Source organism: Allofournierella massiliensis (assembly GCF_964241245.1).
In the GTDB taxonomy this organism is placed as follows: Bacteria; Bacillota; Clostridia; order Oscillospirales; family Ruminococcaceae; genus Allofournierella; species Allofournierella massiliensis.
Window position 1 is genome coordinate 176,116 of record NZ_CAXSWZ010000002.1, and the last position, 26,723, is coordinate 202,838.

A 26,723-nucleotide genomic window follows, 5' to 3' on the forward strand; every position below is an offset into this window, starting at 1 on the left:
ATGAGAACAATGATGAAAGAGATCAAGGTTTCCAGCTTCAAACAGGTTAAGGACATTGTAAGCGCCGCAGCTTCCTGCGAGTGCGAGCTGAACGTGCAGGATCTGAAGGGCGTTATCGCCGATGCCAAGAGCATCTTGGGCCTGATGAATCTGGATTACAAGCACCCCGTCAAGCTGATGGGGGAGAACGCCGAGGAAGTAGAGCAGGTCTACAACGCGGTTGTTCAGTAATCAAGCGCAAAACAAGGGAACGAAAGCCCGGCTGGTGCCAAGCACCAGCCGGGCTTTTCCTTTGCCGGAAAGCGCCTTTTTCTTCAGGCAGCGCCGCACAATTCACGCCGCATGGCTCAGGCGGACGTATCGCGCCCAAAATTTCCGTGCGATTCACCCAAAATGCTCACAGGTCCACCAGGGATCGACTGCGCTTCCGGGTTGCTGTCATAAAAATTTTCCGGCGCGCTGCACCATCTGGAATTGTGCGGTATTGCCTTTACAGCCTCCGGGCGGCATGGTAAAATGAAAACAACTGTGACGCGAATATACGGGAAATGGGGCAATTTCTTGAAGAAAACAGTCAAATGGATCCTGGTCATCTGCTGTTTGTGCGGACTGGCCGGGTTTTTGGCGTTCAGCGGCTGGCAGCAGTCCCGCCAACTGTTCGGGGCCCGGCTGGCCGGGCAGAGCCAGATCGAGCGCATTACCCAAACCGCCGCGCTGACCGCCGACGAATGCGCACTGTACTGGAACGGGGTGGAGCTTGCCTATAATCGGGAGCTGGGGGCCTATTGCCTGCCTCAGCCGCTGGAAGGCGAGCCCACCGGTACGCTCAGTGCCCAGTGGGGCAGCATCTATCTGCCGGACTGGCTGTGGCAGGAGGATGGCGCCGAGGCCATCGCCAGCGGCAGCCCGCAGGCGGTGTATGTGAGCGATGGTAAGCAGTGGAAAAAACTGTATGTATACCGCAGCGGTATGCCGGTAATCGCCATCGACAGCCAGGTGCGGGTGAGTATCCCCCGCGACCGGGACGTGGTGGGCTACACCATGGGCCGCCTGCCGGTGGAAAACAACTACGGCAGCATCCGGGTGTTCTGGCCGGAGGGCAACCTGCGCCAGCAGGTGGTGAGCACCGGTGTGGAATGGCACTGGAGGGGCAACGCCAGCTATTTTGCGGACAAAAAGTCCTACCGGCTGAATCTGCTGGACGAAAACGGCAACCCGGACGCCCAGGACCTGCTGGGTCTTGGCTCGGATGCGGACTGGATTCTCTTGAACCTGGCCACCGACGTGACCCGCGTGCGGGACAAGGTGGCAAACGATCTGTGGAATCAGATGAGCGCCACCTGGGAGTTTGACCCGGCAGGGGCTGTCTGCGAGTTCGTGGAGCTGTATCTGAACGACGAATACATGGGTGTATACCTGCTGTGCACCAACATCGACCGGGAGCTGCTGGATCTTCAGGGCGGCGACCGGCTGTACAAATACCGCCAGGCTACCATGATTCAGGATGAGGACTTTGACCAGCTGGAGCAGGAGCAAAGCCTGGAATGGCTCAATAAGCTGGAGGTGGTCTGGCCCAAACTGTGGACCGAGGGCGTCTGGCAGGAAATGCGGGACTATGTGACCGCCTTCTACCGGCCCGAGAGCCATCCGGAGGCGGAAGAGCTGGAGCAGATGGTCAATGTGGACAACCTGATCGATGTGGCCCTGTTCAAGCAGTTCACCTGCGCCATCGACAACTCCTACCAGAACCAGTATTATCTTTACCGCTCCGATGAAGGAAAAACCTATCGCATCCCCTGGGATCTGAACTACACCTTCGGCGACACCCACGACGGCCTGTTTGAGCTGGATTTCTCCACGCTGGTGGTGCCGGACATGGAGCTGAACAAGCTCTATGAGGCGGACCCGGAGGGCACCGCCGAACGGGTGGCCAGCCGCTGGGCTGAGCTGCGCGAGACCGTGTTCGACTGGGATGCGGTGTATGAAGCCATGGAGAACGAGACCGACTATCTGGTTCGCAGCGGGGCCATGGGCAGGGACTGGGATCTCTGGGGGGCCGAAGGGGCCTATGCCAGCGGCCTTTCCGCCCACCGCACGCTGGATCTGGACGAGACCGACCAGCTGATGGAAAAGCGGCTGGAGTATCTGGATGAATATATGGCGGATTACCGGCCGGAAAGGGTGGAAGCGTTTGGATTACCGGAATGAATGGAAATACCAGGTGAGCGGGGCTCAGCTGGCGGTGCTGGCGGCCCGGCTTTCGCCCATTCTGCGGCCGGACGGTCATCACCGGCCCGGCGGCTACGCCATCCGCAGCCTGTATTTTGACGATTTTTCCAACAGCTGCCTGTGGGAGAACGAGGCTGGCGTGGACGACCGGCGCAAATACCGGCTGCGCATCTACAACGGCGATGCAAGCCTCATCAAGCTGGAGATCAAGGAAAAGCTGCACGGCATGACCCACAAGACCGCCTGCACCATCACGCCGGAGCAGTGCCGGGCCATTATCCGGGGCACGCCCCCGCCGCTGGGCAAGGACAGCCCGCCTCCCATGAATCTTCTGGCGGCGGCCATGCGCACCCGGGGTCTTGCGCCCAAGGTGATCGTGGAATACGAGCGCACCGCCTACATAAGCCGATTGGGCAATGTGCGCATCACCTTTGACCGGAATATCGCGGCCAGCGCGGCGGTGGGGCTTTTTCTGGAACCCCGGGTGCCCCTCACGCCGGTGCTTCCGGCGGGCCAGCATGTGCTGGAGGTCAAGTACGACGAATTTTTACCGGATCCGGTGGCTCAGGTGCTGGAACTGGGCCATCTGCGGCGCACCGCGTTCTCCAAATATTATCTCAGCCGGCTGGTTTTGAGCGAGCCGCTGGCGGAAAGGGCAATGCAATATGAGTTTTAACGACGTGATCAAAAACAGCGTGCTGGAGGGCTTTGCCTCCACCGACATCACCCCCGCTGCGCTGGCGGTGGTGCTGGGCATCACCACCCTGCTGGGCGTGTATCTGTATGTGGTGTACCGGCTGGCCAGCCGCAACGCCTTTTACAGCCGGGATTTCAACAAGGCGCTGGCCCTGATGCCGGTGATCACCGCCGCCATCGTGCTGGCCATGCAGAGCAGCATCGTGATCAGCCTGGGCATGGTGGGTGCGCTGTCCATCGTGCGTTTCCGCAACGCGGTGAAGGATCCCATGGATCTGGTGTTCCTGTTCTGGAGCATCAGCATCGGCATCGTGTGCGGCGCCCGGCTGTATTCCATTGCCATCATCGCCAGCCTGGTGGTCACCGTGCTGGTGTTCCTGCTGGATCTGGTGCCGGCGGGCAAGGCCCCCTTTCTGCTGGTGGTCAATGGCAGCGACCCCGATGTGGAACATGCGCTGGAGCCGGTGCTGCACCGCTTTGCCAAGAGCTGCCGGGTGAAGAGCCGCAACCTGACCGCACAGGGTGTGGATCTGATTGTGGAGCTGCGCACCAGCAAGGAGGCTCAGCTGGTGCAGGCCTGCGCCGCGGTGCCCGGTGTGGAGAGCGTGAGCCTGCTGGCCCACGACGGCGAGGCCCGGTTCTGAGCCCTGCGCTTATCGTTTTTTGCTTTCCAGTGTCCGGTCAATTCAGGCAAACAAAAGTCGCCCGGTTTTCCAAACGGAAAACCGGGCGGCTTTTGTTATTGTGCTTTATCTGGCGGAATGAATCAGCCGTTCACCAGAGCCAGGGTGTCGCGGGCGATCATCAGCTCTTCGTTGGTGCAGACCATCAGGATCTTCACGCGGCTGTCCTCAGCGGACAGGTCGATGATGTCGGCGCCGCGCTGCTTGTTCTTCTCCTCGTCCAGCTTGATGCCGAAGAACTCCATGTTCTCGCAAACCTCTTTGCGCAGGGGAGCGTCGTTCTCGCCGATGCCGCCGGTGAAGACCACGCAGTCCAGACCGCCCATGGCAGCGGTGTAAGCGCCGATGTACTTCTTGATCTGGTAGTTCAGCATCTCCTCGGCCAGGCGGGCGCGCTTGTTGCCGGACTGAGCGGCAGTCTCAACGTCACGCTTGTCGCTGGAAACGCCGGAAATGCCCAGCAGGCCGCTGTTCTTGTTCAGGTAGTCGGCCATCTCCTGACCATGGATGCCCAGCTTCTGCTCCATGTAGGTCACAACGCTGGGGTCAACGTCGCCGCAGCGGGTGCCCATCAGCACGCCGGCCAGCGGGGTCAGGCCCATGCTGGTGTCCACGCACTTGCCGCCGTCCACAGCGGTGATGGAGGAGCCGTTGCCCAGGTGGCAGGTGATCATCTTCAGCTCGCTGGGATCCTTGCCCAGGAACTTGGCGGCAGCCATGCTCACATAGCGGTGGCTGGTGCCATGAGCGCCGTAGCGGCGGATGGAGTACTTTTCGTACATCTCGTAGGGCACGCCGTAGATGTAAGCCTTGGGAGGCATGGTCTGATGGAAGGTGGTGTCGAATACAACCACGTTGGGGGTCTCGGCGCCGAACACAGCCTTGGCGCTGCGCAGGCCCTGCACATGAGCCATGTTGTGAACGGGAGCCAGAGGAGCAATCTCCTCGATCTTGTCGATGATGGCGTCGGTCACGATCTCGCTCTTGGTGAAGAACTCGGCGCCCTGCACAACGCGGTGGCCGATGGCACCGATCTCGCTCTTGTCCTTCACAACGGCGCCCTCGCCGGTGGTCATCATCTCAACGACCTTGGAGAAAGCCTCGGTGTGAGTGGGGAAGGGAACCTCTTCGGTCCAGGCGCCGCCGTTGGCCTTATGGGTGATCTTGCTGCCTTCGATGCCAATGCGCTCGCACAGGCCCTTGCACAGCACGTTCTCATTGTCCATGTCGATGAGCTGGTACTTCAGAGAAGAAGAACCACAGTTGATAACCAGAATCTTCATGTGAAAGTTTCCTCCTGCAATCATGTAAAATCAAAAAATCGGCGCAAAAACCCGCGCCCAGGAAAAAGAGAACCTTTGACTGAGCCGGGTTTTTACATTTTGCTGTTTTTATTATATAATGGAACCAATTCGTTTTCAAGAAGGTAGCCGGTTTTCCGGCAATAAGCCAGAGAAAGGCGGCGAAAACATGCGTCTGGCGGGCATTATCACAGAATACGACCCCTTTCATGCCGGTCATGCCTGGCAGCTGCGCCGGGCGCGGGAGCTGGGGGCACAGGTTATTGCGGTGTGCATGAGTGAGGATCTGACCCAGCGAGGCTCGGCGGCGCTGCTGCCTCCGGCGGTGCGGGCGGCGGCGGCGCTGGACGCGGGTGCCGATCTGGTGATCGGCCTGCCAAACCCCTGCGCGGTGCAAAGCGCCGAGGGCTTTGCCGCCGCCGGCGTGGCCGCTCTCAGCGCCCTTCCCGGGCTGGACAGTCTGGTGTTCGGGGCGGAAACGCCGGATACGGATGCTCTGATGGAGACCGCCCGGGTGCTGTGCAGCCCGGAATTTGACCGAACCGTGAAGCAGCTGGCGGGGCAGGGCATGGCCTTTGCCGCGGCCCGGGCCGCGGCGGCGGGCTCGCTGCACCCCTGTGCGCGGGAGATTCTGGCTCACCCCAACAACAATCTGGGGGTGGAGTACTGCAAGGCCATCCTGCGGCAGGGCAGCAGCCTTGTGCCGGTGCCGGTGCAGCGCACCGGCGCGCAGCACGGCCAGCAGACTCCCGGCGAGGAGGGCTTTGCCAGCGCCAGCTATCTGCGGGGGCTGTGGCGCCGGCAGGGCGTGCAGGCCCTTGCCCCCTATGTGCCCGCCGCGGCGCTGGAGCGGTATCAAAAAGCTGCGGCCCAGGGGCAGGATCTGGACGGGCGGGCCTTTTCCGTTGCGGTGCTCAGCCGGCTGCGGGCCATGGACCCGGCCCGGCTGGCCGCTGCCCGGGGCGCAGCCGAGGGGCTGGAGCACCGGCTGGCGGCGGCGGTGCGCTGTGCGCCGGATCTGGAAAGCCTGTACGCCGCCATGAAAACAAAACGGTATGCCCACGCCCGGCTGCGCCGCTATGCGCTGTGCGCGGCGCTGGGCTACGGGCCGGATCTTCCCCAGACGCCGCCCTATCTGCATGTGCTGGCGGCAAACCGGGCAGGGCTTTCCCTGCTGAAGGGAGCAGCGCTCCCGGCGGATACCTCGCTGGCCGCGCTGGAAAAAAAGAGCGAAGCGGCCCGGCAGATGGCCCGGGCCCATGCGGCAGGTGCGGATCTGGCGGCGCTGTGCCGGCGGATTCCCGGCCCGATGGGGAGTAGCTATACCCAAAAACCCTGCCTGATTACCGGGGGGTCTGGAAATAATTTCTAGGCAAAACCGACAAATCACTGTTCGACTTTTTGTGGAAGTTGCATTTCGGAGAAAAAAGTCCTATAATGGAGCCCGGAATAAACTACGGATCAGGAGGAAATCGACGGTGAATCAGACGCAGCATACCGAGGTGCAGAGCAGCGAAAATGCCACAGTCCAGAGCAGTGAGGCCATGCGGGTTGGGCTGCTGCTGGCGCTGACAGGCGGCTTTCTGGACGCATATACCTATCTGGTGCGCGGGCATGTGTTCGCCAATGCCCAGACCGGTAACATCGTGATGATGGGGGTGGACATCGCCCAGGGCAACTGGTGGGGCGTGGGCCGATACCTGCTGCCGGTGCTGGCATTTGTTGCCGGTGTGCTGCTGGCCGAAACCATTCGCGCCCACGGCAAGGCGCAGGGCAGCGGCGTGCTGCACTGGCGGCAGTGGGTGCTGTGCATCGAGCTGGTGGTGCTGGCCGCAGTGAGCTTTATGCCGGTAAACGATATCTGGAACACGGTGACCAACGTGTGCGTGTCCTTTGTCTGTTCGCTGCAGGTGCAGTCCTTCCGAAAGGTGCATGGCCGGGCTTACGCCACCACCATGTGTACCGGCAACCTGCGCAGCGGCACCGAACTGCTGGTGCAGTATCTCCACAGCGGAGACAGGGTTCTGCGCATGCACATGATCAATTATTATGGTGTAATTCTGGCCTTTCTGGTGGGTGCGGCCATCAGTGCGCTGGCGGTGGGGCCGCTGGGGGCAAAGGCCATCTGGCTGGGCTGTCTTGTGCTGGCGGTGGTGCTTGGCATGCTGTTCAGCAGCGAATGGGAGACCGTTGGCCCGGTGTAAAGAGAATATAATAAAAAAGTTCCGTGTGCCTGGGCACACGGAACTTTTTTGTTTTGACAAGATTACTGCTCGCCGTTTTTCCAGTCCACCCGCTTTTTGGGGGCGGCGGATTTTTTCCGGGCAGCCTCTGCACGCAGCTCCTCCAGCTTTTTCTGCTGGCGGGCGGCATCCTCTTCCAGTTTGCGGGCCCGGCGGGCCTGCTTTTCCTGGGCGGCCTGCTGCAGCTTGCGGGCTTTCTCCGCGGCCTTCTCCTCCGCCGTCTTGCGGGCAGATGCGGCGCGGGTGGACTTTTGAGCCGGGCGCTCGGCGCTTTCCGGCGCTGCAGCCCAGCCCTGAGGCTCCGGGTCCGCTTTTGCGCTTTCCGGGGCAGCGGTTTGCGCTTCAGGCTCCGGCTGAGGCGGAATGAACACCGTGGCCTCCGGCCCGTTGACAGGCTCGGGCTCCGGAGCGGGCTCCGGCTCTTCCGGCTTTTGCTCCTCCGGCTCCGGTTCAGGCGCAGGCTCGTCCGGTTCCGGCTTCGTTTCCGGTTTTGGCTCCGGCTGGGGCAGTGCATCCAGCACCCGCTGTTTGCGCTGCATGTGGTGGAACCACAGGTTCGAGAAGAACAGGTACCACACAATAGCCAGCAGCAGCACCAGGCAGGCCATGGTGATCCGGTTTACCACCGGGTCAAAAAAAGTGCCCTGTTGGAACAGCCAGAATGCGGCTCCGATCACGCCTGTAAGCAGCAGGCTGAGCAGCAGCGTACGAATAAATTGTTTCAAAGGGCACACCTCGTTTCCGCTTTGATTCGATGCAGGGAAAATTACTTGGTGCCGAAGATGCGGTCGCCAGCATCGCCCAGGCCGGGGATGATGTAGCCGTTCTCGTTCAGCTTCTCATCCAGAGCGGCCACATAGATATCCACGTCGGGATGAGCGGCATGCAGGCGCTCCAGACCTTCGGGAGCGGCGATGATGGCCAGGAACTTGATGCTCTTGGCGCCGCGCTTCTTGATCTGGGCAATGGCGTCCACGGCGCTGCCGCCGGTGGCCAGCATGGGATCCAGCACCATTACGTCACGCTCGGCAATGTCGCTGGGCAGCTTGCAGTAGTATTCCACAGGCTCCAGAGTTTCCTCGTTGCGGTACAGGCCGATGTGACCAACCTTGGCAGCGGGCAGCAGGGTCAGCATGCCGTCCACCATGCCCAGGCCGGCGCGCAGGATGGGCACCAGAGCCAGCTTGCGGCCGCTCAGCACGCGGGTCTTGGCGATGGCCACGGGGGTCTCGATCTCCACCTCTTCGGTGGGCAGGTCACGGGTGGCCTCGTAGCACAGCAGCATGGCCAGCTCGCTTACCAGCTCCTTGAACTCCTTGGTGCCGGTGTTCCGGTCACGCAGGTGGCTCACCTTGTGCTGTACCAAGGGATGATCCAGGATCATGGGATTCTTACTCATTGTTAACCGCTCCTTATTTATTGTGATTGATAAATTGCCGATGGTTGAAGCTGCAAAAACAGCTCAGGTGTTTTCCAGAGCCATCATCTTGTCGATCCGGCGCTGGTGCCGCCCACCCTCGAAGGGGGTGTTCAGGAACAGATCCACCAGATAGATGCCCAGACCAGGGCCCACCACGCGGCCGCCCATGCACAGGGCGTTGGCGTCGTTGTGGCGGCGGGTGTATTCCGCGCTGAAGGCGTCGCTGCAGCAGCAGGCGCGGATGCCGTGGATCTTGTTGGCACTCATGCTGATGCCCACGCCGGTGCCGCAGAACAGCAGCGCCTTGTCGCATTCGCCGGCAACCACCGCACGGCAGGCGGCCTCGGCCATATCCGGGTAATCGCAGGCTTCGCCGGTGTAGCTGCCGAAATCCTTGTAGGCAACACCGATCTCATCCAGATGCTTACGGATGGCTTCCTTCAGTTCGTAGCCGCCATGGTCGGCGGCAAGGGCAACGGGTTTGGTCATGGCATCGATTCTCCTTTGATGCGGGCCTGGCGCTCCCGTTCCGCCTGGCTCAGCCGCAGATAGCTGGGCAGAAGCCGGGCAGGGGGTACGCAAAGACCCTTTTGATTCATTTCCAGTGCCGCGAGGCAGACCGCGCTGGCCCGGGGCCGCTGCAAGGCGGGCGGGCAGGGCAGAACCCCCGGCAAAGAGCCGTACCTATTATAGCACAGGGCGGCCCCGTCACCAACAAAAAACACCGGCTTTTTGCAATTTTGCAAAAATTCGTCCATATCCTCCAGCCCGGCGGCGGCGTCCGGCACAAGGCGGGCGTGGCCGGGGGCCAGATCGAAGGCTGCCCAGTACACCTGGCCGCGGCGGGCGTCCAGCGCGCTGATCACAGTACCCTCGCCCACAAAGCTGTAAGCCAGCGCCTCCAGCGTGGAGACCGGCGCACAGGGCGCTCCGGTGCAGAAGGCCAGCCCCTTCACTGCCGCGAGGCCGATGCGCAGCCCGGTGAAGCTGCCCGGCCCGGCGCACACGCCCCAGAGCTCCACGTCCGCGGGGGTCAGGCCGGTGGCCTTGAATGCCGCGTCCACCAGCGGCATCAGGGTTTCGCTGTGGGTCAGGCCCGCGTCCTGATAGCACTCATACAGCAGCTGGCCGTCCCGCATCAGGGCCACACTCACGGTGCGGCCGGCGGTGTCCATTCCGAAAACGGTCACAGGCTCACCCCCTCGATGGAAATGCGCCGGCTCTCCGGCCCGGTGACCTGAATGTCCACGGTGACCGGATGCTCCAGCGCCAGCAGAGCGGCGAAGTTCTCGCTCCACTCGGCGGCCACCACCGCGCCCTGATCCAGATAGTCGTAGAAGCCGGCGGCGTTCAGGTCCTCCTCGGTGGAGATGCGGTACAGGTCAAAATGGGCCAGCGGCCGGGGGCCCCGGTAATAATTCACGATGGCGAAGGTGGGGCTGCTCACCGGATCGGTGCAGCCAAGGCCTTTGGCAAGCCCCTCGGTGAAGGCGGTCTTGCCCGCGCCCAGCCCGCCGGTGAAGCACACCAGACTGCCGGGGGCAAGGCGGCCGGCCAGCCGCTCGCCCAGAGCCACGGTCTCGGCGCGGCTGGCGGTGTTGAAGATGGCCATGAAACATTTGCTCCTTAACGATGGGATTCCGGCCGGGGCAGGCAAAGAAGCCCGCCGGCCGTGAAATAAAACGGGATGCAGCCTCGTTTTCATAAAAGAAACACGAAAAACATGCATACTTACGGCAGCACTGCATAATTTCAGGTGGTGGAGCACGCCGGAAAATTTTTTGCGATACGAACCAAAAAGCACAGCCAATCCTTGGTGGATTGGCGAGCATTTTTGGAAAGTATCACGGGAAATTTTGGCGGGATACGCCGCCTGAGGTGCTAGCCGTAAATTGTGCAATGCTGCATTGTAATAAGTATACTCAATCAACCCCTAAAGTTCAACACAATCAGCCCCCAAAGTTCAACACAAAGCCGTGGGGAAATGATTGTCAGCCGCCCTCAACTGGGCTATAATAAGAAAACACAAAGGCAAATACAGAAGGAGCCATGGAATGTTCAAGATCATTCGTCAATATATAAAAGCCACCGACTGGTTTTATCTTTTGCTGTGCGTGTGCTGCTCCACCCTCAGCGTGATCACCCTCATCAGCATCGGCATGGACAACGGCGGCTTTGCTGTGGATTCGTTCACCGGCGAGATTACCGGCCTGGGCAATTACCGGGATGCGATGATGCAGGCGGCAGCCAGCCTGCTGGGACTGCTCTGTGCGGTGATGCTCTCCTGCATCGACTACCGGGGCCTGGCCAAGATCTGGCCGGTGCATGTGACCATCACATGGGGGCTTGTGCTGCTCACCCTGACCCGACTCTCCATCGGGCCCATCGAACTGGGATATGCGCCCAGCAACACCGATAACCACAGCTGGATTCTGTTCGGCCCGCTGAGCCTTCAGCCCACCGAGCTGGCCAAAATCAGCTTTATCCTCACCTTCGCCATGCACCTGGACAATGTGCGCGAACACATCAACGAGCCCAAGGTGCTGGCCAAGCTGCTTTTGCACATTCTGGTGCCGGTGGGTATCATCCACATTCAGGGCGACGACGGCACCGGCATTGTGTTTGCCACCATGGGCTGCATGATGCTGTTTGCGGCGGGCCTTTCCTGGAAATACATCCTCAGTGCCATTGCGCTGGGCTCGGCGGGGCTTGCGGCGATCCTGAACTTCTTCCCGGATCAGCTCAAGGGTTATCAGGTGGACCGGATCATGGCTCTGTTCTATCCGGATGATCCCCAGTATCGGGACATTATGCAGCAGCAGAAGGGCGGCCGGGTTTCCATCGGTTCGGGTCAGATCTTCGGCAACGGATTTTTCCACGATGACCACTCCTATGTGATCAACGCCCAGGACGACTTTATTTTCAGCTACATGGCCCAGTGCATCGGCTTTGTGGGCTGCGCGGTGGTGCTGGCGCTTCTGTTCGGCATCGCCATCCGCACCCTGATCACCGGCCTGCGCAGCGAGGACCACATCGGCACCTATATCTGTGTGGGCGTATTCGCGGCCATGGCCTGGCAGATCATCATCAATCTGGGCATGAACACCATGCTGCTGCCGGTCATCGGCGTCACGCTGCCCTTCTTTTCGGCGGGCGGCAGCAGCGCACTGATGATGTACCTGTGTGTGGGGCTGGTTACCAGTGTTTACATGCACAACAAAAAACGCCTGTTCAGCGACTGAGCCGGCCAGACAGAAAAACAAACCGCCCGCTGTGTGCAGCCAAAGCACACGGCGGGCGGTTTTTGTGTCATTTCCTGTGTTATTCCAGAGACTGCGGGGCGCGGTAGAACTCCCGAACAAAGGCGGAAAAACGCAGGCTGTCCGCATTGGCGTGGCGGGGCAGCAGAAGATACAGGTTCCGCTCGGCGCTGCCCGGCGGCAGCGGAAAGGCCAGCAGCCGTTTTTCCGCCACGAAATCCCGCACCGCCTTTTCCGACACGATGGATACCCCCAGCCCGCCGGATACCAGATTCTTGATGGATTCCTGATCGTTCACCCGGGCGGTGACCCGCAGCTCGCTTTCCCGCAGACCCATCTGGGCCAGAAAGCGGTCGGCGCTTTTCTGGCTGCCGCTGCCCGCCTCCCGCAGAATGATGGGTTCGGCCAGCAGCTCGGGCAGGGCGGCCTCTCCCTGGGATTGAAGCGCCAGAAACCGGCGGCTCACCGGGGTGATCAGCACCATCCGGTCCCGAAAAAAGGGCTCGCAGCGGATGGACTCGTCCTGGCAGGGCATGCCGCTCATGCCCACGTCGAACAATCCCTCCGCCACCCCCTGAATCACCTGGCGGCTGTCGCTCTGGTGCACCACGAAATAGCTGCCCGGATTCTCTTTCCCGTAGCGGGGCAGCACCTCCGGCAGGATGTAGGCCGAGGGGATGGTGGAAGCCCCCAGCTGGATGATATGCTGGTCGCTCTGCCGCCAGCGCTGCAGCAGGTTGTCCTGCAATTCCAGCATCCGGCAGGCGCATTCGTACAGCTCCTGTCCCCGGGGCGTGACCTGCAGATTCTTGGTGTCCCGCAGAAGGAGCTGGGTGTTCAGCTCCTCCTCCAGCGCCCGGATGTGGGTGCTGATGGTGGGCTGGGAAAGATAGGTGTTCTCCGCCGCCCGGGTGAAGCTGCCATAGCGCACCACCGCCGCGAAGGAGCGCAGCTGCTTAAGCTCCATGAACAATCACCTCCAGCGCGGCCAGGGCCGCGTCCACGTCCGCTTCGGTGCTGAAGGCTCCGAAGGAAAACCGGATGGTTCCGGCGGGCCAGGTGCCCAGACTTTTGTGGGCGGAAGGGGCGCAGTGCAGCCCCACCCGGGTCTGGATACCGAATTCACTGTCCAGCCGGTAGGCCACTTCGGCCATCTCGTGGCGGGGTGTCTGGATGGACACCACGCCGGTGCGGCCTTCCAGACCCCGCTTGCCCGCCAGCCGCACAAGGCCCTCGGCCTCCAGCGAAGCCAGCCCGGCCAGAAACCGGCCGGTGAGCGCCAGCTCATGGGCCAGCACCGCCCCCTCCGGCTGCTGCCCCAGCCACAAAAGCCCCTGCCGCAACCCCAGAATGCCCGGCAGATTCAGAGTACCCGGCTCGAACCGGTCGGGCAGGAAAGCGGGAATCTCCTCGGTATGGCTCAGGCTGCCGGTGCCGCCGCTGAGCAGCGGGTCCAGCTTCTGTTCCAGCCCCTCGGCCAGCACAAGGCCGCCGGTGCCCTGGGGCCCCAGCAGCCCCTTGTGGCCGGTGAAGGCCACCGCGTCGATGAAATCCTCCGTCATGGAGATGGGCAGCACCCCGGCGGTCTGGGCGGCGTCCACAAAAAAGCGCAGCCGATGGCGGCGGCAGATTTCGCCCACCTGCCGGATGGGTATCACGGTGCCGCACACGTTGCTGGCGTGGGTCAGAATCACCGCCCGGGTATTCGGGCGGATCAGCCCCTCCATCGCTTCGATGCAGAGCGAGCCGTCTGCCCGGCAGGGAATGCGGGAAAACTCCACCCCGTGGGCGGTCATCTGCACCAGCGGGCGCATCACCGCGTTGTGCTCCATGGCCGAGACCAGCACATGATCCCCCGGGTGCAGAAAGCCCTTGATGAGCAGGTTCAGGCTTTCGGTCACATTTTTTGTGAAGATCACGTTTTTGCAGTCCGGCCCGTCGAACAGCTCGCACAAAAGCTGGCGGGTCTCGAACACCTGTTCCTCGGTATCGTAGGCGGTCTGGTAGCCGCCCCGGTTGATGTTGCAGCCCCCGTTGGTCATGTAATCGAACACCGCCCCGGCCACCTGAGGCGGCTTGGGAAAGCTGGTGGCGGCATTGTCCAGATAAATGCGCGGCATGGTCGCGTCCTCCCTCTGTTCCGGTGTATGATCTGCTTCCAGCATACCACAGGTATAGCCGCGGTACAATTGATTTATTAAGATAATGGATAAATCTATTAATTGGATTAATAGATTCTATTGGAAAACAAAAGTATTACTCTTTATAATTGGAAACAGGAGAACCCCAAGGCAGCACCGCATAATTTCGGGTGGTGGAGCGCGCCGGAAAATTTTCGTGAGATGAACCAAAAAGCACAACTAATCCTTGGTGGATTGGCGCGCATTTTTGGAAAATATCACGGAAATTTTGGGCGTGATACGCCGCCTGAGCCGTTAGGCGTGAATTGTGCGGTGTTGCCCAAAAAAAGAAAAGTGAGGGATCGTTTGGTATGGACTTGAAAAAGGAAAAGATCACAATCGTGATCGCGGGGCTGATCATCGGCGTCATTGCGGCGGCGCTGGTGTTCTTCGGCAACCCGGTGAACATGGGCTTCTGCATCGCCTGTTTTTTGCGGGACACCGCGGGTGCGCTGGGCCTGCACCGGGCGGGCGCAGTGCAGTACATCCGGCCGGAGATCATTGGTCTGGTGCTGGGCAGCTTTGCCATGGCGCTGGCCAAGAAGGAATTTTCCGCCCGGGGCGGCAGCGCCCCGCTGACCCGCTTTGTGCTGGGCTTCTTTGTGATGATCGGCTGCCTGATGTTTCTGGGCTGCCCCTTCCGCATGATTCTGCGTCTGGCGGGCGGCGATCTGAACGCGCTGCTGGGTCTGGCCGGTTTCGTGGCGGGCATTCTGGTGGGTGTTGTGTTCCTGAACCGGGGCTACTCACTGGGCCGCACCTTTAAACAGCCGGTGCTGGAGGGCGCAGCCTTCCCGGCGGTGCAGGTGGTCATGCTGGTGCTGCTGGTGGCGGCTCCCGCCTTCATCTTCTTCTCCGAGGCGGGCGCAGGCCCCGGCGCGCTGCATGCTCCCATCCTGATCAGCCTGATCGCGGGCCTTGTGGTGGGCGCTCTGGCCCAGCGCACCCGCCTGTGCATGGTGGGCGGCATCCGCGATATGGCCCTCTTCCGGGAGAGCAAGCTGCTGCTGGGCTTTGTGGCCATCTTTGCCAGCGCTCTGATCTGTAACCTGATTCTGAGCGCGGTTACCGGCCAGGCCTACTTCACCCTGGGCTTTGAGGGCCAGCCCGTGGCCCATACCGACGGTGTGTGGAACTTTCTGGGCATGCTGCTGGCCGGCTTTGGCTGCGTGCTGCTGGGCGGCTGCCCCCTGCGCCAGCTGGTGCTGGCCGGCGAGGGCAATTCCGACAGCGCGGTGGCCGTTCTGGGCCTTGTTGCAGGCGCTGCCTTTGCCCACAACTTCGGTCTGGCCTCCAGCGGCACCGGCAGCACCCCTGCCGGTCAGGTGGCTGTGATCATCGGCATCGCGGTGGTGGCGGTCATCGCCTGCGTGAACACCTTCCGCAAGAACGCATAAGGAGGAAACAACTATGGTTATCGTGGACGCAAGAGGGCTTTCCTGCCCGGAGCCGGTGGTCATGACCCGCAAGGCCATGGCGGACAAGCAGGCCCGGTATCAGGTGCTGGTGGACAATCTGGCCAGCAGGGAAAATGTGACCCGCTATGCCCAGCATCAGGGCTACACGGTTCAGACGGAGGAAAAGGGCGGCGAATATACCCTGACCCTGACTAAGACATGAGCTACATTGCCACCTTTTACTCGCATTTCGGCGCGATCCGCTTCAAAAAGCTGTGCCAGCAGCGGGGCATTCCGGTGAAGGTGATGCCGGTGCCCCGGGCGCTGAGCAGCAGCTGCGGAACCTGCGCGGAATATGAGGGCGACGATCCCTGCCCCGGCGGGGAATATCTTCCGGAGGTGGAGCAGGTGGTCCGGCTGACCGGCCAGGGCTACCAGCCGGTCTACCGGGCGGAAGGCAGCTGAAGGAGGCGCCGTTTATGGAAACCGAAGTGAAACTGACAAAGCTGGCCAGCTGCGCGGGCTGCGGGGCCAAGGTGGGCGCGGGCACGCTGGCCCGGATGCTGGAGGGCTTTGAAACCCATTATGACCCCCGGCTGATTGTGGGCTACGACAAAAGCGACGACGCCAGCGTGTATGTGATCACCGATGAGGTGGCGCTGGTGCAGACCACCGACTTTTTCCCGCCCATTGTGGATGACCCCTATCTCTTTGGCCAGATCGCGGCGGCCAATGCCCTGAGCGACGTGTACGCCATGGGCGGCGAACCCCGCACCGCGCTGAACATCATGTGCCTGCCCGAATCCATGGACAGGCACACCGTGCACGAGATTCTGCGGGGCGGCTACGCCAAAGCCTACGAGGCGGGGGCCATCATCACCGGCGGGCATACCATCCACGGGGCCGAACCCATCTACGGGCTGGCGGTGGCGGGCTTTGTCCACCCCCAAAAGGTGCTCACCAACAGCGGAGCCAAACCCGGCGACGTGCTGCTGCTCACAAAGCCGCTGGGCGTGGGGGTCATCACCACCGCCGCCAAGGCGGAGCTGGTGGAAGCGCCGGTGCTGGAGCGGATCTACCGGCAGATGGCCACCCTGAACAGGGCCGCCCGGGACGTGCTGGTGGAATATCCGGTGCACAGCTGCACCGACGTGACCGGCTTCGCCCTGCTGGGCCACAGCTTCGAGATGGCTCAGGGCAGCGGCTGCACCCTGCACATTCAGGCCCATGCGGTGCCCTTCCACCCGGAGGCGCTGGAGCTGGCAAGGATGGGCTTCATTCCGGCCGGGGCCTACCGCAACCGGGAATACGCCCAGGCGGGCGTGCAGGTGAACGGGCAGGTTGAGCTGGCGCTGGAGGATCTGTTCTACGACCCCCAGACCAGCGGCGGCCTGCTGGCCGCCGTGCCGGAAGAGTGCGCCGACGAATGCCTCGAGCGGCTGCTGGCCGCGGGCGTGGAGGCTGCGCGCATCGGCTATGTGACCGAACAGCAGGATGCGGCGGTGTATCTGGAAGATTAGAAAATTCCTTTTTCTCTTTTTTATAACAAAAAGCGCGCTTTTCCCCAAACGGAGGGAAAGCGCGCTTTTTGTGCTGTGTGGGATCAGCGCTCGTTGTCGGACGACATGAACAGGCTGGGAATGGCGCCCAGAGCGGAAAGGCCGACCAGCGAGTAGACGATGCGGCTGAGCACACTGGCGGAACCGCCGAACAGCCAGGCCACCAGATCGAAACGGAACAGGCCCACAAGGCCCCAGTTCAAACCGCCCACGATCAGCAGCAGAATGCAGATCTTATAAAAAACAGACATGTTTTTTCCTCCTTTTCTGGCCTTAGTCTGCCCCGCTTTTTGCCCGGTTATACAGCCCGGCAGCGGACGCACTTCCATCTAATAATATAGCGAAAAAGCTGTGAACATGGGGCAGTGATTTTGGCCACAGCGCCCAAAAATACACGAAAGTACAAATTGTAAAGCCGCTTTGCACTAGACGCTGCGCCGCGGGATGTACTACAATGAAAGCAAGAGAAGCGGCCGGGCCCGCAGCCCGGCGCAGTGCGCAGCGGGCCACGGGCCGAAGCGCCGGTGATGACACGAAAGGACGGAAAAACATGAAATTCTTGAATGTTGAGATCCCCGTAAAGAATCTGCCTGAGCTGGACCAGGGCTTTGTGCCTCTGGGCCTGTTCTTCAAGCACTACTCCATGGGCGCCACCAAGCCCCTGTGCATCGCTGTGGAGCGCAGCGGCGGCCAGATCGGCACCTGGGAGTGCAAGGTATACGACACCCCCGAAATGGCCGAGGCCGACGCCTACTATGTGGATCGTCTGGTAAAGTTCCTGCTGTGGAGCTGGGGCGGCTTCAAGGTGTACATCTGCGGCGACGACAAGCTGGCTGAGGGCATCAAGAAGGCCTACTCCGTGGGCGGCAGCCGTGAGTTCGACAAGAACTTCATGGAAGGCGTTTACGAGCGTGAGTTCGAAGTAGTGGCCCTGCCCTACGACCAGAAGCCCGCTCCCTTCCAGAAGACTGAGAGCGTTGGCCGCCACACCAACGGCGCCCGCATCGGCTTCGACGCCGGCGGATCCGACCGCAAGGTAAGCGCCGTGATCGACGGCGAGACCATTTACAGCGAAGAGGTTGTGTGGTACCCGAAGGTCAACTCCAACCCCGACTACCACTATCTGGGCATCCTGGCTGCCATGGAGACTGCTGCCGCCAAGATTCTGGAGAAGGGCCGCAAGGTGGACGGCATCGGCGTTTCCTCCGCCGGTGTTTACATCGACAACAAGTGCATGGTTGCCAGCCTGTTCCTGAAGGTGGGCAAGGAAGACTTCGACGCCAAGGTGAAGAACATCTACACCCGCGCTGCCGAGGATCTGAGCCGCATCCTGGGTTACGAGATCCCCGTTGTGGTTGCCAACGACGGCGACGTTTCCGCTCTGGCCGGTGCTATGGGCCTGGGTGAGAACGGCATCATGGGCATCGCCATGGGCACCAGCGAGGCGGTTGGCTATGTGGACGGCGAGGGCAACATCTGCGGCTGGCTGAACGAGCTGGCTTTCGCCCCCGTGGACGGCCAGCCCGACGCCATGGAGGACGAGTGGAGCGGCGACATCGGCTGCGGCGTGAAGTACTTCAGCCAGGACGGTGTGAACAAGCTGGCTCCCCGCGCCGGCATCGAGCTGGACGAGACCGAGCCCCCGGCAAAGCGCCTGAAGGTTGTTCAGGGCCTGATGGCTGAGAACGACGAGCGCGCCATCAAGGTGTACGAGAGCATCGGCGTATACCTGGGCCACACCATGGGCCTGTACGCTCAGTTCTACGACATCCATCATGTGCAGATGATGGGCCGCGTGATGAGCGGCCGCGGCGGCGACATCATTCTGGAGACCGCTGCCCGCGTGATGGACGAGGAGTACCCCGAGGTGAAGTTCCGCCCCGAAGCTCCGGACGAGATGACCCGCCGCGTTGGCCAGAGCTCCGCTGCTGCCAGCCTGCCCGAGGTCAAGTAAGATTCCACAAAAGCATTTCTGCCCGCCCTCTTTTTGAGGGCGGGCATTTTGTGTTATAATAGTACCTGACGCTGCAAGTAAAAGGAGAAAATCCCCTTGAAATATTTCACCCAACAATGGAAAAAGCCCCTTGTGGCCTGGGTCTGGGCGTTTGCCTGCGCGGCGGGCGTGGTCTCGGTTTGCAGCCGCAGCTCGTTTTTTTACCCGCTGAACAACTGGGGCGACGCCCAGTGCTTTTTCACCGTGGGCAAGAGCATGGTGCGGGGGCAGGTGCTTTACCGGGATATTTATGAGCAGAAGGGCCCGCTGGTGCTGTTTCTGCATGGTCTGGCCAGCTTTGTGCAGCGGAACGGCTTTCTGGGCGTGTTCCTGCTGGAGATGCTGGCGGCCGGTGTGTTTTTGTGGTTCTGCCAGAAGATCATGGCCCTGTACGGCGCAGGGTCGCTGCGCTTTGCGGCGCTGCCGCTGGTGCTGGCGGTGAGCTTTTCCTGCCCCAGCTTCCAGATGGGCGACAGCATGGAAGAGCTGTGCCTGCCGCTGTTTGCGGCGGGGCTGTATCTGGGCCTGCGGGCGCTGTGGGAGAACCGGCCGCTGGGCTGGGGCGGCGCACTGGCGCTGGGCGTACTGTGCGGCGCGGTGTTCTGGACCAAATATACCCTGTGCGGCATCTTCGCCGCGCTGGGGCTGGTGCTGTTCGTTCACGAGATTTACCGGGGCGGGCCGAAGGCCGCGGCGCGGCTTACAGCGGGCTTTTTCGGCGGCTTTGCGCTGGCCTGCCTGCCCTGGCTGCTCTACTTTGGCATGAACGGTGCGCTGGGCGATCTGTGGCAGTGCTATTTCTACAACAATCTGTTCCTCTACGGCTCCGGCGGTTCGCTGAGCCTTGCCGGGGTGTTGGCCGCGGTGACGAACAGCCTTGCCTACATGCTGCGCCTGAACTGGACCTTCGCGGTGTTTGCCGTGGCCGGTCTTGTCTGGTTTGTGTTCTGGCCGGGAAAGGGGCGCGGCATCTGGGAGCGGGTGCTGGTTCTGGCCTGTGCCGTGCTCATGGCCGTGGGCATTTATGGCGCCACCTCCAACGCCTACATTTATTACGGCATGCCCTTTGTGCTGTTCGTGCCGCTGGGCTTTCTGGCTCTGCTGGGCCCGGCGCAGCTACTGCTGGAGCGCATGCCCCTGCCCGCCGGGCTGCTGAGCCGCGTTGCGGTGGCTGCGGCGCTGGTGCTGGGGGTGGGCTACGCGCTGTGGCACAGCCCCAATCGGCAGGCGTTTTTGCAGCCGCTGGAGCAGACGGTGCAGTACCAGTTCAAGCAGGTGGTGGATCAGTCCGAGGACCGGAGCATGGCGATGCTCCACCTGCTGGACGGTGGGTTTTACACCGTGTGCGACGTGATGCCCACGCAGAAATTCATCGGCGTGTTCAACCTGCCGCTGGACGAGATGAACCGGCAGATGGAAACCACCCTGCAAACAGCGGATGTGGAGTTTGTGATCGCCCGCACCGAGGAAGAGGACAAGGAACAATACAAGCAGGAGAAGGAGCCCGCGATTCTGGAGCGGTACGAGCTGGTGGCGGACGGCACCGAGGAGTATCTGCGCAACAAGGGTTACAGCACCATGCACTATTACCTGTACCAGCGGCGCAGCTGAAGCCGCTGCAAGCAATGTAATTAAAACGAAAGGGGGCTTTGCCCTGTGAAAAAACGATTCTGGATGGCGGCTGCCGCCTGCTTTGTGCTGGCTGCCGTGTGTATTCTTCTTCCCAGCCCCTGGGGCTGGCTGCGCACCACGCTCACGATTCTGTCGGTGCCGCTGCTGGTGGGTGGCATGCTGCTGGTGGTGAACGCCCTGCTGCCTGCCCATGTGCTGCCGGTGCTGGGGTTGGATGAGCCGGAGCATGCTCCGGTGCCCGTACCCCCGCCGCCCAGCCTGCCGCAGAATCTGCCGGTGGAGCAGCGGGTGCTGGGCAGCCTGCGGGGTGCGGTTCGCGCCATGGAAGGCATGGGCAGCACCTTCGACCAGCCCCCCATGCTGGCCTGGCAGTTTGAGCGGCTGAAAAGCAGTTGCGCCGGGCTGCTGGCGGCGCTGGAGGCCGAAGGGGCGGACCCCGCCCAGGCGGCGGATTTTGCGGTGCAGTATCTGCCCAACGTGATGCAGTATCTGCTGGCCTGCAGCCACGAGGGCTGCCCCGCCGAAGCGGCGCACACGCTGGCCCGGGCCGCCTGCGCCTGCGAGCGCCAGCTGGATGCGCTGGCCGCCGGCGAGTATGTGACCTTTGAGCAGGAGTATTACGCGGTGCGCGGCGATCTGCAGGCCGCCGGTTTCCGGTGGGACTGGTAAACCTGCCCGCTGAATCAGCAAAACAAAAAAGACCCGTGGGGCTGCCAAATTGGCAAGCCCGCACGGGTCTTTCTGTTTGTGAAAAAAGGAAGAGAGGTCAGCCCCGGGTGCCCACAATGGCGCTGTCGTGGCTCCAGCCCTGCAGGTCGGTGGGAGTCAGATTCTGAGTAAAGGCCTCGCTGGATTTGAAGGCATCCCAGTCGGCCTGTGCGGCGGCGCTGCGGATGGCGGTGCCGTCCAGATATTCATCGCTCCAGGGGTTGGCCGGGTCCGGGTCGGTGGGGTCCCAGCCGCGCAGGTTCTCGTCTGCCGGGTCAATGGTCAGGGTGTCCGGCTTGCCCATGGGGCCGGGGTTGGATGCGTCGTCATAAATGGCCACCGGGGTGCCGATGGGGCAGTTTTCGTAAATCCAGCGCACGTCCACAACCGCCAGCCGGATGCAGCCCAGCGAAGCCGTGGTGCCCAGCTTGTTGAACTCGTCGTATTCCAGATCATCCTTGTGCTGGGTGTAGTAGGGAACCGAGTGGAACAGGTACGGCCCGTCGATGCGGGTGGCGTACTGGCCGTAGCAGGGGCCGGAGAGCAGCCGCCAGTCGTAGTTCACCGGGGTGTTCCAGTAGCCGGTTGGGGTGTCGGTGCCGCCGCTGCACACCATGGACATATAGGGTTTGGTGTACTGGCCGTTCTCATCGGCGGTGTAAACGGTCACGGTGTTGGCGTCCCGGTTCACCGCCAGAAAATAGGGGAAGCCCTCCTGTACGGTCAGATCCAGCTCCTCAAAGCCGGGCTGGCTTTGCAGCCAGGCCATGGTGTCCTTGCCGGCCTGGGCCCAGACCGCCTCCGGATCCGGCGTGGGAGTGGGTTCGGCGGTGGGTTCGGGTGTGCTCTGGGGCGTGGCAGCCGGAGCGGAAGGGGCTTCGGAAGCGCCTTCACCGCCGCAGCCTGCCAGAACGCCGCCCAGCATCAGGGCGGCAAACAGAACGGATGCAATGCGTTTGATCAAAATTGAGTTCCTCCTGTGGTCAGATTGATTCATTGGCCCCCGCCGGATTCGGCAAGGGCGTCGGGCAGCCGGGGTTGCCGGGCGATGGCCGGGCAACCGGCTTCCATACGGCGGCCCGGCTGGAAGATGCCCTCCGGGGTGCCCGGCTCGGGAAGGGGCTGGCCGGGGGTCAGGGTGAGATGGCAGCACTGCCAGCCCCAGTCAAAATCCCCGTAGCGCAGGTTCACGTCCACCGTGCCGTCGCCCCGGTACAGAAACGTGTATTCACTGTCCAGCGTATCCTCCCGAACCAGACGGGTCTCGTGTTCCAGCATCCGGGCCAGCCAGTCACTGCCCTCGGGGAACAGCTGCAAAAACTGCTCCTCCTCCAGCGGAACGGCCCCCAGCTCATAAAAGCTGCCGTTTTCCAGCACCAGAGGATAGTGATGCACACTGCGGCCGGTGGGCAGAAAGCTCCCCGCCTCGGTGACCCAAAGATAGGAATTGTCCATCCCGTCCGCGGGTTCTATGCGGGTGCAGCCGCCGTCCAGCCGGCTGACCACCAGCGAAAACCGGGTGCGGCCCTCCTCTGCCTGAGCGGACACCGCCAGCGGCTGGCCGCTCTCGGGATCCCGCAGAGAAAAGCTGGTCAGCGCGCCGTCCTTATCCAGATGGAAAAAGTAGCTGGCCGGGGGCGAAACGCCCAGCTGCTGTTCGGTGATCATCACCCAGGTTTCGCCCTCCTCCACCGAAAGGCGCTGTATGCTCCGGGGCCCGCAGGGGCCGATGTCCAGCGGCAGGGCTTCGGTTTCGGTCACGTAAAAGGCGGCCTGGGGCACGCTCAGCTCCGGCTTTCCCACCAGCACCACCGCGTCCTGCCCGGTCAGAGCAGGCATCAGAAATTCCATGACCGGAAGATCGGTGGCCAGCGTCAGCGCCTGACGCAGAGCCACCGGGGCCTCCGATTTCCAGCGCAGCTGGGCCTCGTTTACCGCGCCCTGTGCAGGCGGTGCGGCGACGGAAGAAGATGCATCGGCAGAGGACTGGCTGGCGGGAGCGGATTTCCCGTTCCCCTCCGAAACAGAGGGGGAGGAGCAGCCGGAGAGAACCGCAGCAGATAGAATCAACGCAAACAGGGCCCGGCGCATGGAGGGCACTTCCTTTCTTTATTTATGTAACATAAACCTCTTACAGAACGCCCAGACCGTGGGCCAGCTTGGTGATGAAATCCTGCACGTTGGTCACCATGGTGGTGGCGCACAGGCTGCCCCGGTCCAGCAGCTTGTTCACCACAAATTCGTCCGCGTCCACGGTGTACAGATACACCGGGCGGATGGTGCCGTCCGGCAGCACCCGGAAGCTGGGGGTCATGTTGCCGGCGGCGATGGTGTGCAGCATGGTGGCCAGGCAGATCACGGTGGTGGCCTGCTTCACCAGCCCCCGCATGGCGGCCTGGCCCTGATAGGCATCACCGATTACCTCAGGCAGGGGGCCGTCGTCCCGGATGGAGCCGGTAAGCACAAAGGGTACGCCCTGCTTCACAATGCTGTACATGATGCCATCCTGAATGTTGTATTCCTGAATGAAACGGGGAATGCTGCCGCAGCGGCGTACCCGGTTGATCACATCCAGATGATTGTAATGGCCGCCGGGCATGCTCTGCTGGGTGTAGATGTCCTGCCCCAGGGCGGTGTGCAGGTGCGCGCCCTCCAGATCGTGGGTGGCCAGCGCGTTGCCTGACAGCAGGCCGTGGGCATAACCGGCCTCCACCAGCGCCTGCATGGCGGCGCGGGCGCCCGCGTCAAAGGAGAAGGCGGGCCCCATCACCCAGAGGATGTTGCCGTGCTCCTTCTCGTGGCGCAGCAGCTGAATCAGCCGGTCATAATCTCTGGTGTAGGAGGTCTCCCGGCTGCGCCCCTGCCGGAAGGTGAAGGCGTCGGTTTCGGCCTGCTCCTCCGGGGCGGCAAAACCGCCGGTGTGCAGGTAGATGCCATCCGCTCCGTCATCGGTGCGGCCCAGGGCCACCCGGTCGCCCGCTTTCAGGTTGCGCAGCTCCACCACGTCCAGCCGGCCGCTGCCCCGCAATACCACGCAGCTGTCCATCCGGCTTTCCTCGGCCAGCGTCCAGCATCCGTTGATGCGGAAGTATTCCGGATACATGCTGGTGCTGTGGTAGCCCTCCGGCGCGGCCCCGTCACAGGGGGCGGGAACAAAGCGGGCGTCAGGGCAGCGGGTGAAGGCGGGCGCGGAAAAATCCGGCGCGCGGTAAACGGGCAGTGTGAATGACATGGTTCCTCCTTTGCCGTCATGGGTGCGGCGGTATCGGGATTGCTTGGTGTAAGATCAGCGGCCGCAGAAAGGGCAACTGCTGTAAAAACGATTCGGTTCGGCATTTTCTTTCAAAAAAGCCGTGGATCGCTGTTCCAGCGTACCGCGAAAGAAGGATGTTTGTCAACCGGCTTGTCATCTGCAAGCAGGCGTGATATGCTAAAGGAAATAACGCATGAGAATTGTACGGTGTTGCTCTAACAGTAATATGAAACGGGGCCGGTGCGATATGCCCGGCGCACAGAAGGAGAAAAGCGATGAATCAGGGCATGAAGCAGCTGGCCCGGCGGCTGGAAACCGAACCGGCGGTGCTGGTGACCATTCTGGAAAGCAAAGGCTCTGCCCCCCGGCACGCGGGGGCTTTCATGGCGGTGCTGGCCGGTGGCGAGAGCATCGGTACCATTGGCGGCGGCAGGGTGGAGGCGGTGTGCCAGCAGCGGGCCGCCCGGGCACTGGCCGAACAGCAGAGCGCTGTGGAGGAATACGACCTGAACGACAGGGGCCCCAACCAGGTGGGCATGGCCTGCGGCGGCCAGGTGCGGGTGGAGTTTCTGTATCTGCCCGCAGGCAGGGAATCGGCGCAGGAGCTGGCCCGGCGGGCGGCGCAAAGCGGCTCCGGCCGGGTGCTGCTGTTCGGCGCGGGCCATGTGGCCCGGGCGCTGGCGGCGCTGCTGCCCGCACTGGAATTTGAATATTGGGTGGTGGACGACCGGCCGGAATTCGCGGTGAAGGATGCGTTCCCCGGCGCGGCGGGTGTGCTCTGTGAAGAGATGGCCGCCGCGGTAAACCGGCTGGAGCCCACCGAAGAGGACCTGATCGTCATCATGACCCGGGGCCACGAGCACGATTACGAGGTGCTGCGCGAGGCGCTGGCCACCCCGGCGGGCTACATCGGCCTGATGGGCAGCCGCCGTAAGATCGCCATGACCCGCCAGAAGCTGGAAGAGGAGGGCTTCGGTCCGGAGCAGTTCGCCCGGGTGAGCACCCCCATCGGCCTTTCCATCGGGGCGGAAACCCCGGCGGAGATTGCCGTGAGCGTGGCGGCCCAGCTGATTGCATGGCGGGCCGAACACCGGGGCCAGGGTGCAAAGCCGCTGGATCTGATCCACAGCTGAATACAGCAAAAAAGGGGCAGTATCCGCTGCCCCTTTTGCTTTGCTCATTTTTTGCGATAGAAATCGATCAGAGCCTGGGTGCCCTCGTTCTCGCCGCCCGCCGCGGCGAACTCCTCATACAGATGGAGCGCACTGTCCAGCATTTCCAGCTCCACGCCCCGCTGGGCGGCTTCCTCCCGGATGATCTTCATGTCCTTGATGAAGTGCTTCACAAAGAAGCCGGGGGCGAAGTCGCCGGCCAGCGCACGAGGGGCCATGTTGGCAATCTGCCAGCTGCCCGCTGCGCCGCCGCCGATGGCCGCCAGCATCTTGTGGGGGTCCAGCCCGGCCTTCTCGGCATAGAGGATGGCCTCGGTGTACGCTGCCGTTGCGCCGGCCACCGCAATCTGGTTGGCCGCCTTGGTGTGCTGACCGTAGCCCGCGGGGCCCATCAGCAGCACACTCTTGCCCATGCACTCAAACAGGGGCAGAGTTTTTTCAAAAGCTTCCTCGTCGCCGCCCACCATGATGGACAGGGTGGCTTCCCGGGCGCCTTTGTCGCCGCCGGAGACCGGGGCATCCATCACGGCGATGCCCTTCTCCTTGCCCAGCGCATACAGCTTCTGGGCGAGCGTGGGGCTGGAGGTGGTCATATCCACCACCACCGCGCCGGCAGGGGCGTTCTCCAGAATGCCCTCGGGGCCGCAGAACACCTGCTCCACGTCTGCCGGGTAGCCCACCATCACGAACACGAATTCCGCGTCGGCAACCGCCTCGCGGATGGTGGCGCAGGGGGTAAAGCCGAATTCCTCGGCCTGCTGGCACACCGCCTCATAGCGGCGGCTGTAAGCCTTCACCGAATGCCCGGCCTTTACCAGATGGCCTGCCTGCTGACGGCCCATTACGCCGGTGCCGATCCATGCGATCTTGCTCATAACAACACATCTCCACTTTCTTTTAAAATTCACCACCCCTGTCCCTTGTGGGAAGGGGTGGAAAAAATAGAGGGCAATGCCGCACAATTTTGGCGTGATACAGCCTTGAGCCTTTCGCCGTG

General features: G+C 62.2%; 29 protein-coding genes. 16 read left to right on the forward strand and 13 right to left on the reverse strand.

The features are described 5' to 3' along the window. Nucleotides 1-9: 9 nt before the first annotated feature. The 4 genes from ACESYO_RS02080 (at nucleotide 10) to ACESYO_RS02095 (ending at nucleotide 3,569) form a co-directional block, all read left to right on the forward strand. Nucleotides 10-231, forward strand: coding sequence for a hypothetical protein (locus tag ACESYO_RS02080; RefSeq protein WP_058963270.1), 222 nt, complete (start codon nucleotides 10-12; stop codon nucleotides 229-231). A gap of 330 nt (nucleotides 232-561) precedes the next feature. Beyond that, a complete protein-coding gene (locus tag ACESYO_RS02085; RefSeq protein ID WP_058963112.1) occupies nucleotides 562-2,208 on the forward strand; it encodes a CotH kinase family protein in 1,647 nt (548 codons plus the stop codon). Next, a complete protein-coding gene (locus tag ACESYO_RS02090; protein ID WP_058963113.1) occupies nucleotides 2,192-2,905 on the forward strand; it encodes a polyphosphate polymerase domain-containing protein in 714 nt (237 codons plus the stop codon). The genes ACESYO_RS02085 and ACESYO_RS02090 overlap by 17 nt, the downstream gene beginning before the upstream one ends. Continuing rightward, entirely contained in the window at nucleotides 2,895-3,569 is a 675-nt protein-coding gene (locus ACESYO_RS02095) for a DUF4956 domain-containing protein (RefSeq protein ID WP_058963114.1), read from the forward strand. The genes ACESYO_RS02090 and ACESYO_RS02095 overlap by 11 nt, the downstream gene beginning before the upstream one ends. Nucleotides 3,570-3,691: 122 nt before the next feature. Here the strand turns inward: ACESYO_RS02095 and ACESYO_RS02100 are convergent, their stop codons facing one another. Continuing rightward, nucleotides 3,692-4,891, reverse strand: coding sequence for an acetate/propionate family kinase (locus tag ACESYO_RS02100; RefSeq protein ID WP_058963115.1), 1,200 nt, complete (start codon nucleotides 4,889-4,891; stop codon nucleotides 3,692-3,694). A 187-nt stretch (nucleotides 4,892-5,078) separates the two neighbouring features. Between ACESYO_RS02100 and ACESYO_RS02105 the strand changes: the two genes are divergently transcribed. Both ACESYO_RS02105 and ACESYO_RS02110 read left to right on the forward strand, forming a co-directional pair. Further along, nucleotides 5,079-6,281, forward strand: a complete 1,203-nt coding sequence (locus ACESYO_RS02105) for a nucleotidyltransferase family protein (protein ID WP_058963116.1) — start codon at nucleotides 5,079-5,081, stop codon at nucleotides 6,279-6,281. 106 nt (nucleotides 6,282-6,387) lie between these two features. Next, complete coding sequence (locus ACESYO_RS02110) at nucleotides 6,388-7,113, forward strand: YoaK family protein (protein WP_373209303.1); 726 nt, start codon at nucleotides 6,388-6,390, stop codon at nucleotides 7,111-7,113. A 62-nt stretch (nucleotides 7,114-7,175) separates the two neighbouring features. On the opposite strand, the gene ACESYO_RS02115 is transcribed toward ACESYO_RS02110, so the two are convergent. The 5 genes from ACESYO_RS02115 to tsaE form a co-directional block, all read right to left on the reverse strand. Further along, the gene (locus tag ACESYO_RS02115; protein WP_058963117.1) at nucleotides 7,176-7,877 is read right to left on the reverse strand and encodes a hypothetical protein; all 702 of its coding nucleotides are present in this window, start codon (nucleotides 7,875-7,877) and stop codon (nucleotides 7,176-7,178) included. 41 nt (nucleotides 7,878-7,918) lie between these two features. Next, nucleotides 7,919-8,551 carry a uracil phosphoribosyltransferase gene (gene upp / locus ACESYO_RS02120; protein WP_058963118.1) on the reverse strand — a complete coding sequence of 211 codons (633 nt, stop codon included), beginning with the start codon at nucleotides 8,549-8,551 and terminating at the stop codon, nucleotides 7,919-7,921. A 63-nt stretch (nucleotides 8,552-8,614) separates the two neighbouring features. Further along, nucleotides 8,615-9,061, reverse strand: coding sequence for a ribose 5-phosphate isomerase B (gene rpiB / locus ACESYO_RS02125; protein WP_058963119.1), 447 nt, complete (start codon nucleotides 9,059-9,061; stop codon nucleotides 8,615-8,617). Then, nucleotides 9,058-9,762 carry a tRNA (adenosine(37)-N6)-threonylcarbamoyltransferase complex dimerization subunit type 1 TsaB gene (gene tsaB, locus ACESYO_RS02130; RefSeq protein WP_058963120.1) on the reverse strand — a complete coding sequence of 235 codons (705 nt, stop codon included), beginning with the start codon at nucleotides 9,760-9,762 and terminating at the stop codon, nucleotides 9,058-9,060. Before tsaB ends, rpiB begins: the two co-directional genes overlap by 4 nt. Then, nucleotides 9,759-10,184 carry a tRNA (adenosine(37)-N6)-threonylcarbamoyltransferase complex ATPase subunit type 1 TsaE gene (gene tsaE / locus ACESYO_RS02135; protein WP_058963121.1) on the reverse strand — a complete coding sequence of 142 codons (426 nt, stop codon included), beginning with the start codon at nucleotides 10,182-10,184 and terminating at the stop codon, nucleotides 9,759-9,761. Before tsaE ends, tsaB begins: the two co-directional genes overlap by 4 nt. Before the next feature lie 442 nt (nucleotides 10,185-10,626). Between tsaE and ACESYO_RS02140 the strand changes: the two genes are divergently transcribed. Next, entirely contained in the window at nucleotides 10,627-11,814 is a 1,188-nt protein-coding gene (locus ACESYO_RS02140; protein WP_058963122.1) for an FtsW/RodA/SpoVE family cell cycle protein, read from the forward strand. 79 nt (nucleotides 11,815-11,893) lie between these two features. Here the strand turns inward: ACESYO_RS02140 and ACESYO_RS02145 are convergent, their stop codons facing one another. Beyond that, on the reverse strand, nucleotides 11,894-12,799 hold the full coding sequence (locus ACESYO_RS02145) for a selenium metabolism-associated LysR family transcriptional regulator (RefSeq protein WP_058963123.1): 906 nt from the start codon (nucleotides 12,797-12,799) through the stop codon (nucleotides 11,894-11,896). Further along, nucleotides 12,789-13,952 carry an aminotransferase class V-fold PLP-dependent enzyme gene (locus tag ACESYO_RS02150; protein ID WP_058963124.1) on the reverse strand — a complete coding sequence of 388 codons (1,164 nt, stop codon included), beginning with the start codon at nucleotides 13,950-13,952 and terminating at the stop codon, nucleotides 12,789-12,791. The genes ACESYO_RS02145 and ACESYO_RS02150 overlap by 11 nt, the downstream gene beginning before the upstream one ends. 120 nt (nucleotides 13,953-14,072) lie before the next feature. Here ACESYO_RS02150 and ACESYO_RS02155 point away from each other — a divergent pair, with 120 nt between their 5' ends. From ACESYO_RS02155 to selD, 5 genes are read left to right on the forward strand one after another with little or no spacing between them, the layout of a single operon-like run. After that, nucleotides 14,073-14,333: a hypothetical protein gene (locus ACESYO_RS02155; protein ID WP_132587390.1), complete on the forward strand. Its 261-nt coding sequence runs from the start codon at nucleotides 14,073-14,075 to the stop codon at nucleotides 14,331-14,333. After that, nucleotides 14,324-15,409 (forward strand): YedE family putative selenium transporter, encoded by a 1,086-nt coding sequence (gene yedE, locus ACESYO_RS02160; RefSeq protein ID WP_058963125.1) that lies wholly within the window; start codon nucleotides 14,324-14,326, stop codon nucleotides 15,407-15,409. The genes ACESYO_RS02155 and yedE overlap by 10 nt, the downstream gene beginning before the upstream one ends. A 13-nt stretch (nucleotides 15,410-15,422) precedes the next feature. After that, nucleotides 15,423-15,632 (forward strand): sulfurtransferase TusA family protein, encoded by a 210-nt coding sequence (locus ACESYO_RS02165; protein WP_058963126.1) that lies wholly within the window; start codon nucleotides 15,423-15,425, stop codon nucleotides 15,630-15,632. After that, nucleotides 15,629-15,874, forward strand: coding sequence for a DUF3343 domain-containing protein (locus ACESYO_RS02170; RefSeq protein WP_058963127.1), 246 nt, complete (start codon nucleotides 15,629-15,631; stop codon nucleotides 15,872-15,874). Before ACESYO_RS02165 ends, ACESYO_RS02170 begins: the two co-directional genes overlap by 4 nt. 14 nt (nucleotides 15,875-15,888) lie before the next feature. Then, nucleotides 15,889-16,929, forward strand: a complete 1,041-nt coding sequence (gene selD, locus ACESYO_RS02175; RefSeq protein ID WP_058963128.1) for a selenide, water dikinase SelD — start codon at nucleotides 15,889-15,891, stop codon at nucleotides 16,927-16,929. 83 nt (nucleotides 16,930-17,012) lie between these two features. Here the strand turns inward: selD and ACESYO_RS02180 are convergent, their stop codons facing one another. Beyond that, a complete protein-coding gene (locus ACESYO_RS02180; protein WP_058963129.1) occupies nucleotides 17,013-17,219 on the reverse strand; it encodes a DUF378 domain-containing protein in 207 nt (68 codons plus the stop codon). A gap of 299 nt (nucleotides 17,220-17,518) precedes the next feature. Between ACESYO_RS02180 and ACESYO_RS02185 the strand changes: the two genes are divergently transcribed. From ACESYO_RS02185 to ACESYO_RS02195, 3 genes are all read left to right on the forward strand, one after another. Then, nucleotides 17,519-18,922, forward strand: a complete 1,404-nt coding sequence (locus ACESYO_RS02185; RefSeq protein ID WP_058963130.1) for an ROK family protein — start codon at nucleotides 17,519-17,521, stop codon at nucleotides 18,920-18,922. A gap of 96 nt (nucleotides 18,923-19,018) precedes the next feature. Further along, nucleotides 19,019-20,572 (forward strand): hypothetical protein, encoded by a 1,554-nt coding sequence (locus ACESYO_RS02190; protein WP_373209304.1) that lies wholly within the window; start codon nucleotides 19,019-19,021, stop codon nucleotides 20,570-20,572. A gap of 45 nt (nucleotides 20,573-20,617) precedes the next feature. Continuing rightward, entirely contained in the window at nucleotides 20,618-21,262 is a 645-nt protein-coding gene (locus ACESYO_RS02195; RefSeq protein WP_058963132.1) for a hypothetical protein, read from the forward strand. Nucleotides 21,263-21,359: 97 nt separating this feature from the next. Here the strand turns inward: ACESYO_RS02195 and ACESYO_RS02200 are convergent, their stop codons facing one another. Genes ACESYO_RS02200 through ACESYO_RS02210 form a run of 3 tightly spaced genes read right to left on the reverse strand, consistent with a single transcriptional unit; the run spans nucleotide 21,360 to nucleotide 24,533 of the window. Beyond that, nucleotides 21,360-22,265 (reverse strand): L,D-transpeptidase, encoded by a 906-nt coding sequence (locus ACESYO_RS02200; protein ID WP_058963133.1) that lies wholly within the window; start codon nucleotides 22,263-22,265, stop codon nucleotides 21,360-21,362. A gap of 29 nt (nucleotides 22,266-22,294) precedes the next feature. Beyond that, nucleotides 22,295-23,392, reverse strand: coding sequence for a hypothetical protein (locus ACESYO_RS02205; protein ID WP_373209305.1), 1,098 nt, complete (start codon nucleotides 23,390-23,392; stop codon nucleotides 22,295-22,297). A 40-nt stretch (nucleotides 23,393-23,432) separates the two neighbouring features. Next, on the reverse strand, nucleotides 23,433-24,533 hold the full coding sequence (locus tag ACESYO_RS02210; protein ID WP_058963135.1) for a putative NPN-dependent ornithine cyclodeaminase: 1,101 nt from the start codon (nucleotides 24,531-24,533) through the stop codon (nucleotides 23,433-23,435). 296 nt (nucleotides 24,534-24,829) lie between these two features. Between ACESYO_RS02210 and xdhC the strand changes: the two genes are divergently transcribed. Beyond that, on the forward strand, nucleotides 24,830-25,687 hold the full coding sequence (gene xdhC, locus ACESYO_RS02215; protein ID WP_058963136.1) for a xanthine dehydrogenase accessory protein XdhC: 858 nt from the start codon (nucleotides 24,830-24,832) through the stop codon (nucleotides 25,685-25,687). Nucleotides 25,688-25,731: 44 nt separating this feature from the next. On the opposite strand, the gene ACESYO_RS02220 is transcribed toward xdhC, so the two are convergent. Further along, the gene (locus tag ACESYO_RS02220; RefSeq protein WP_373209306.1) at nucleotides 25,732-26,601 is read right to left on the reverse strand and encodes an NAD(P)-dependent oxidoreductase; all 870 of its coding nucleotides are present in this window, start codon (nucleotides 26,599-26,601) and stop codon (nucleotides 25,732-25,734) included. Nucleotides 26,602-26,723: the final 122 nt, after the last annotated feature.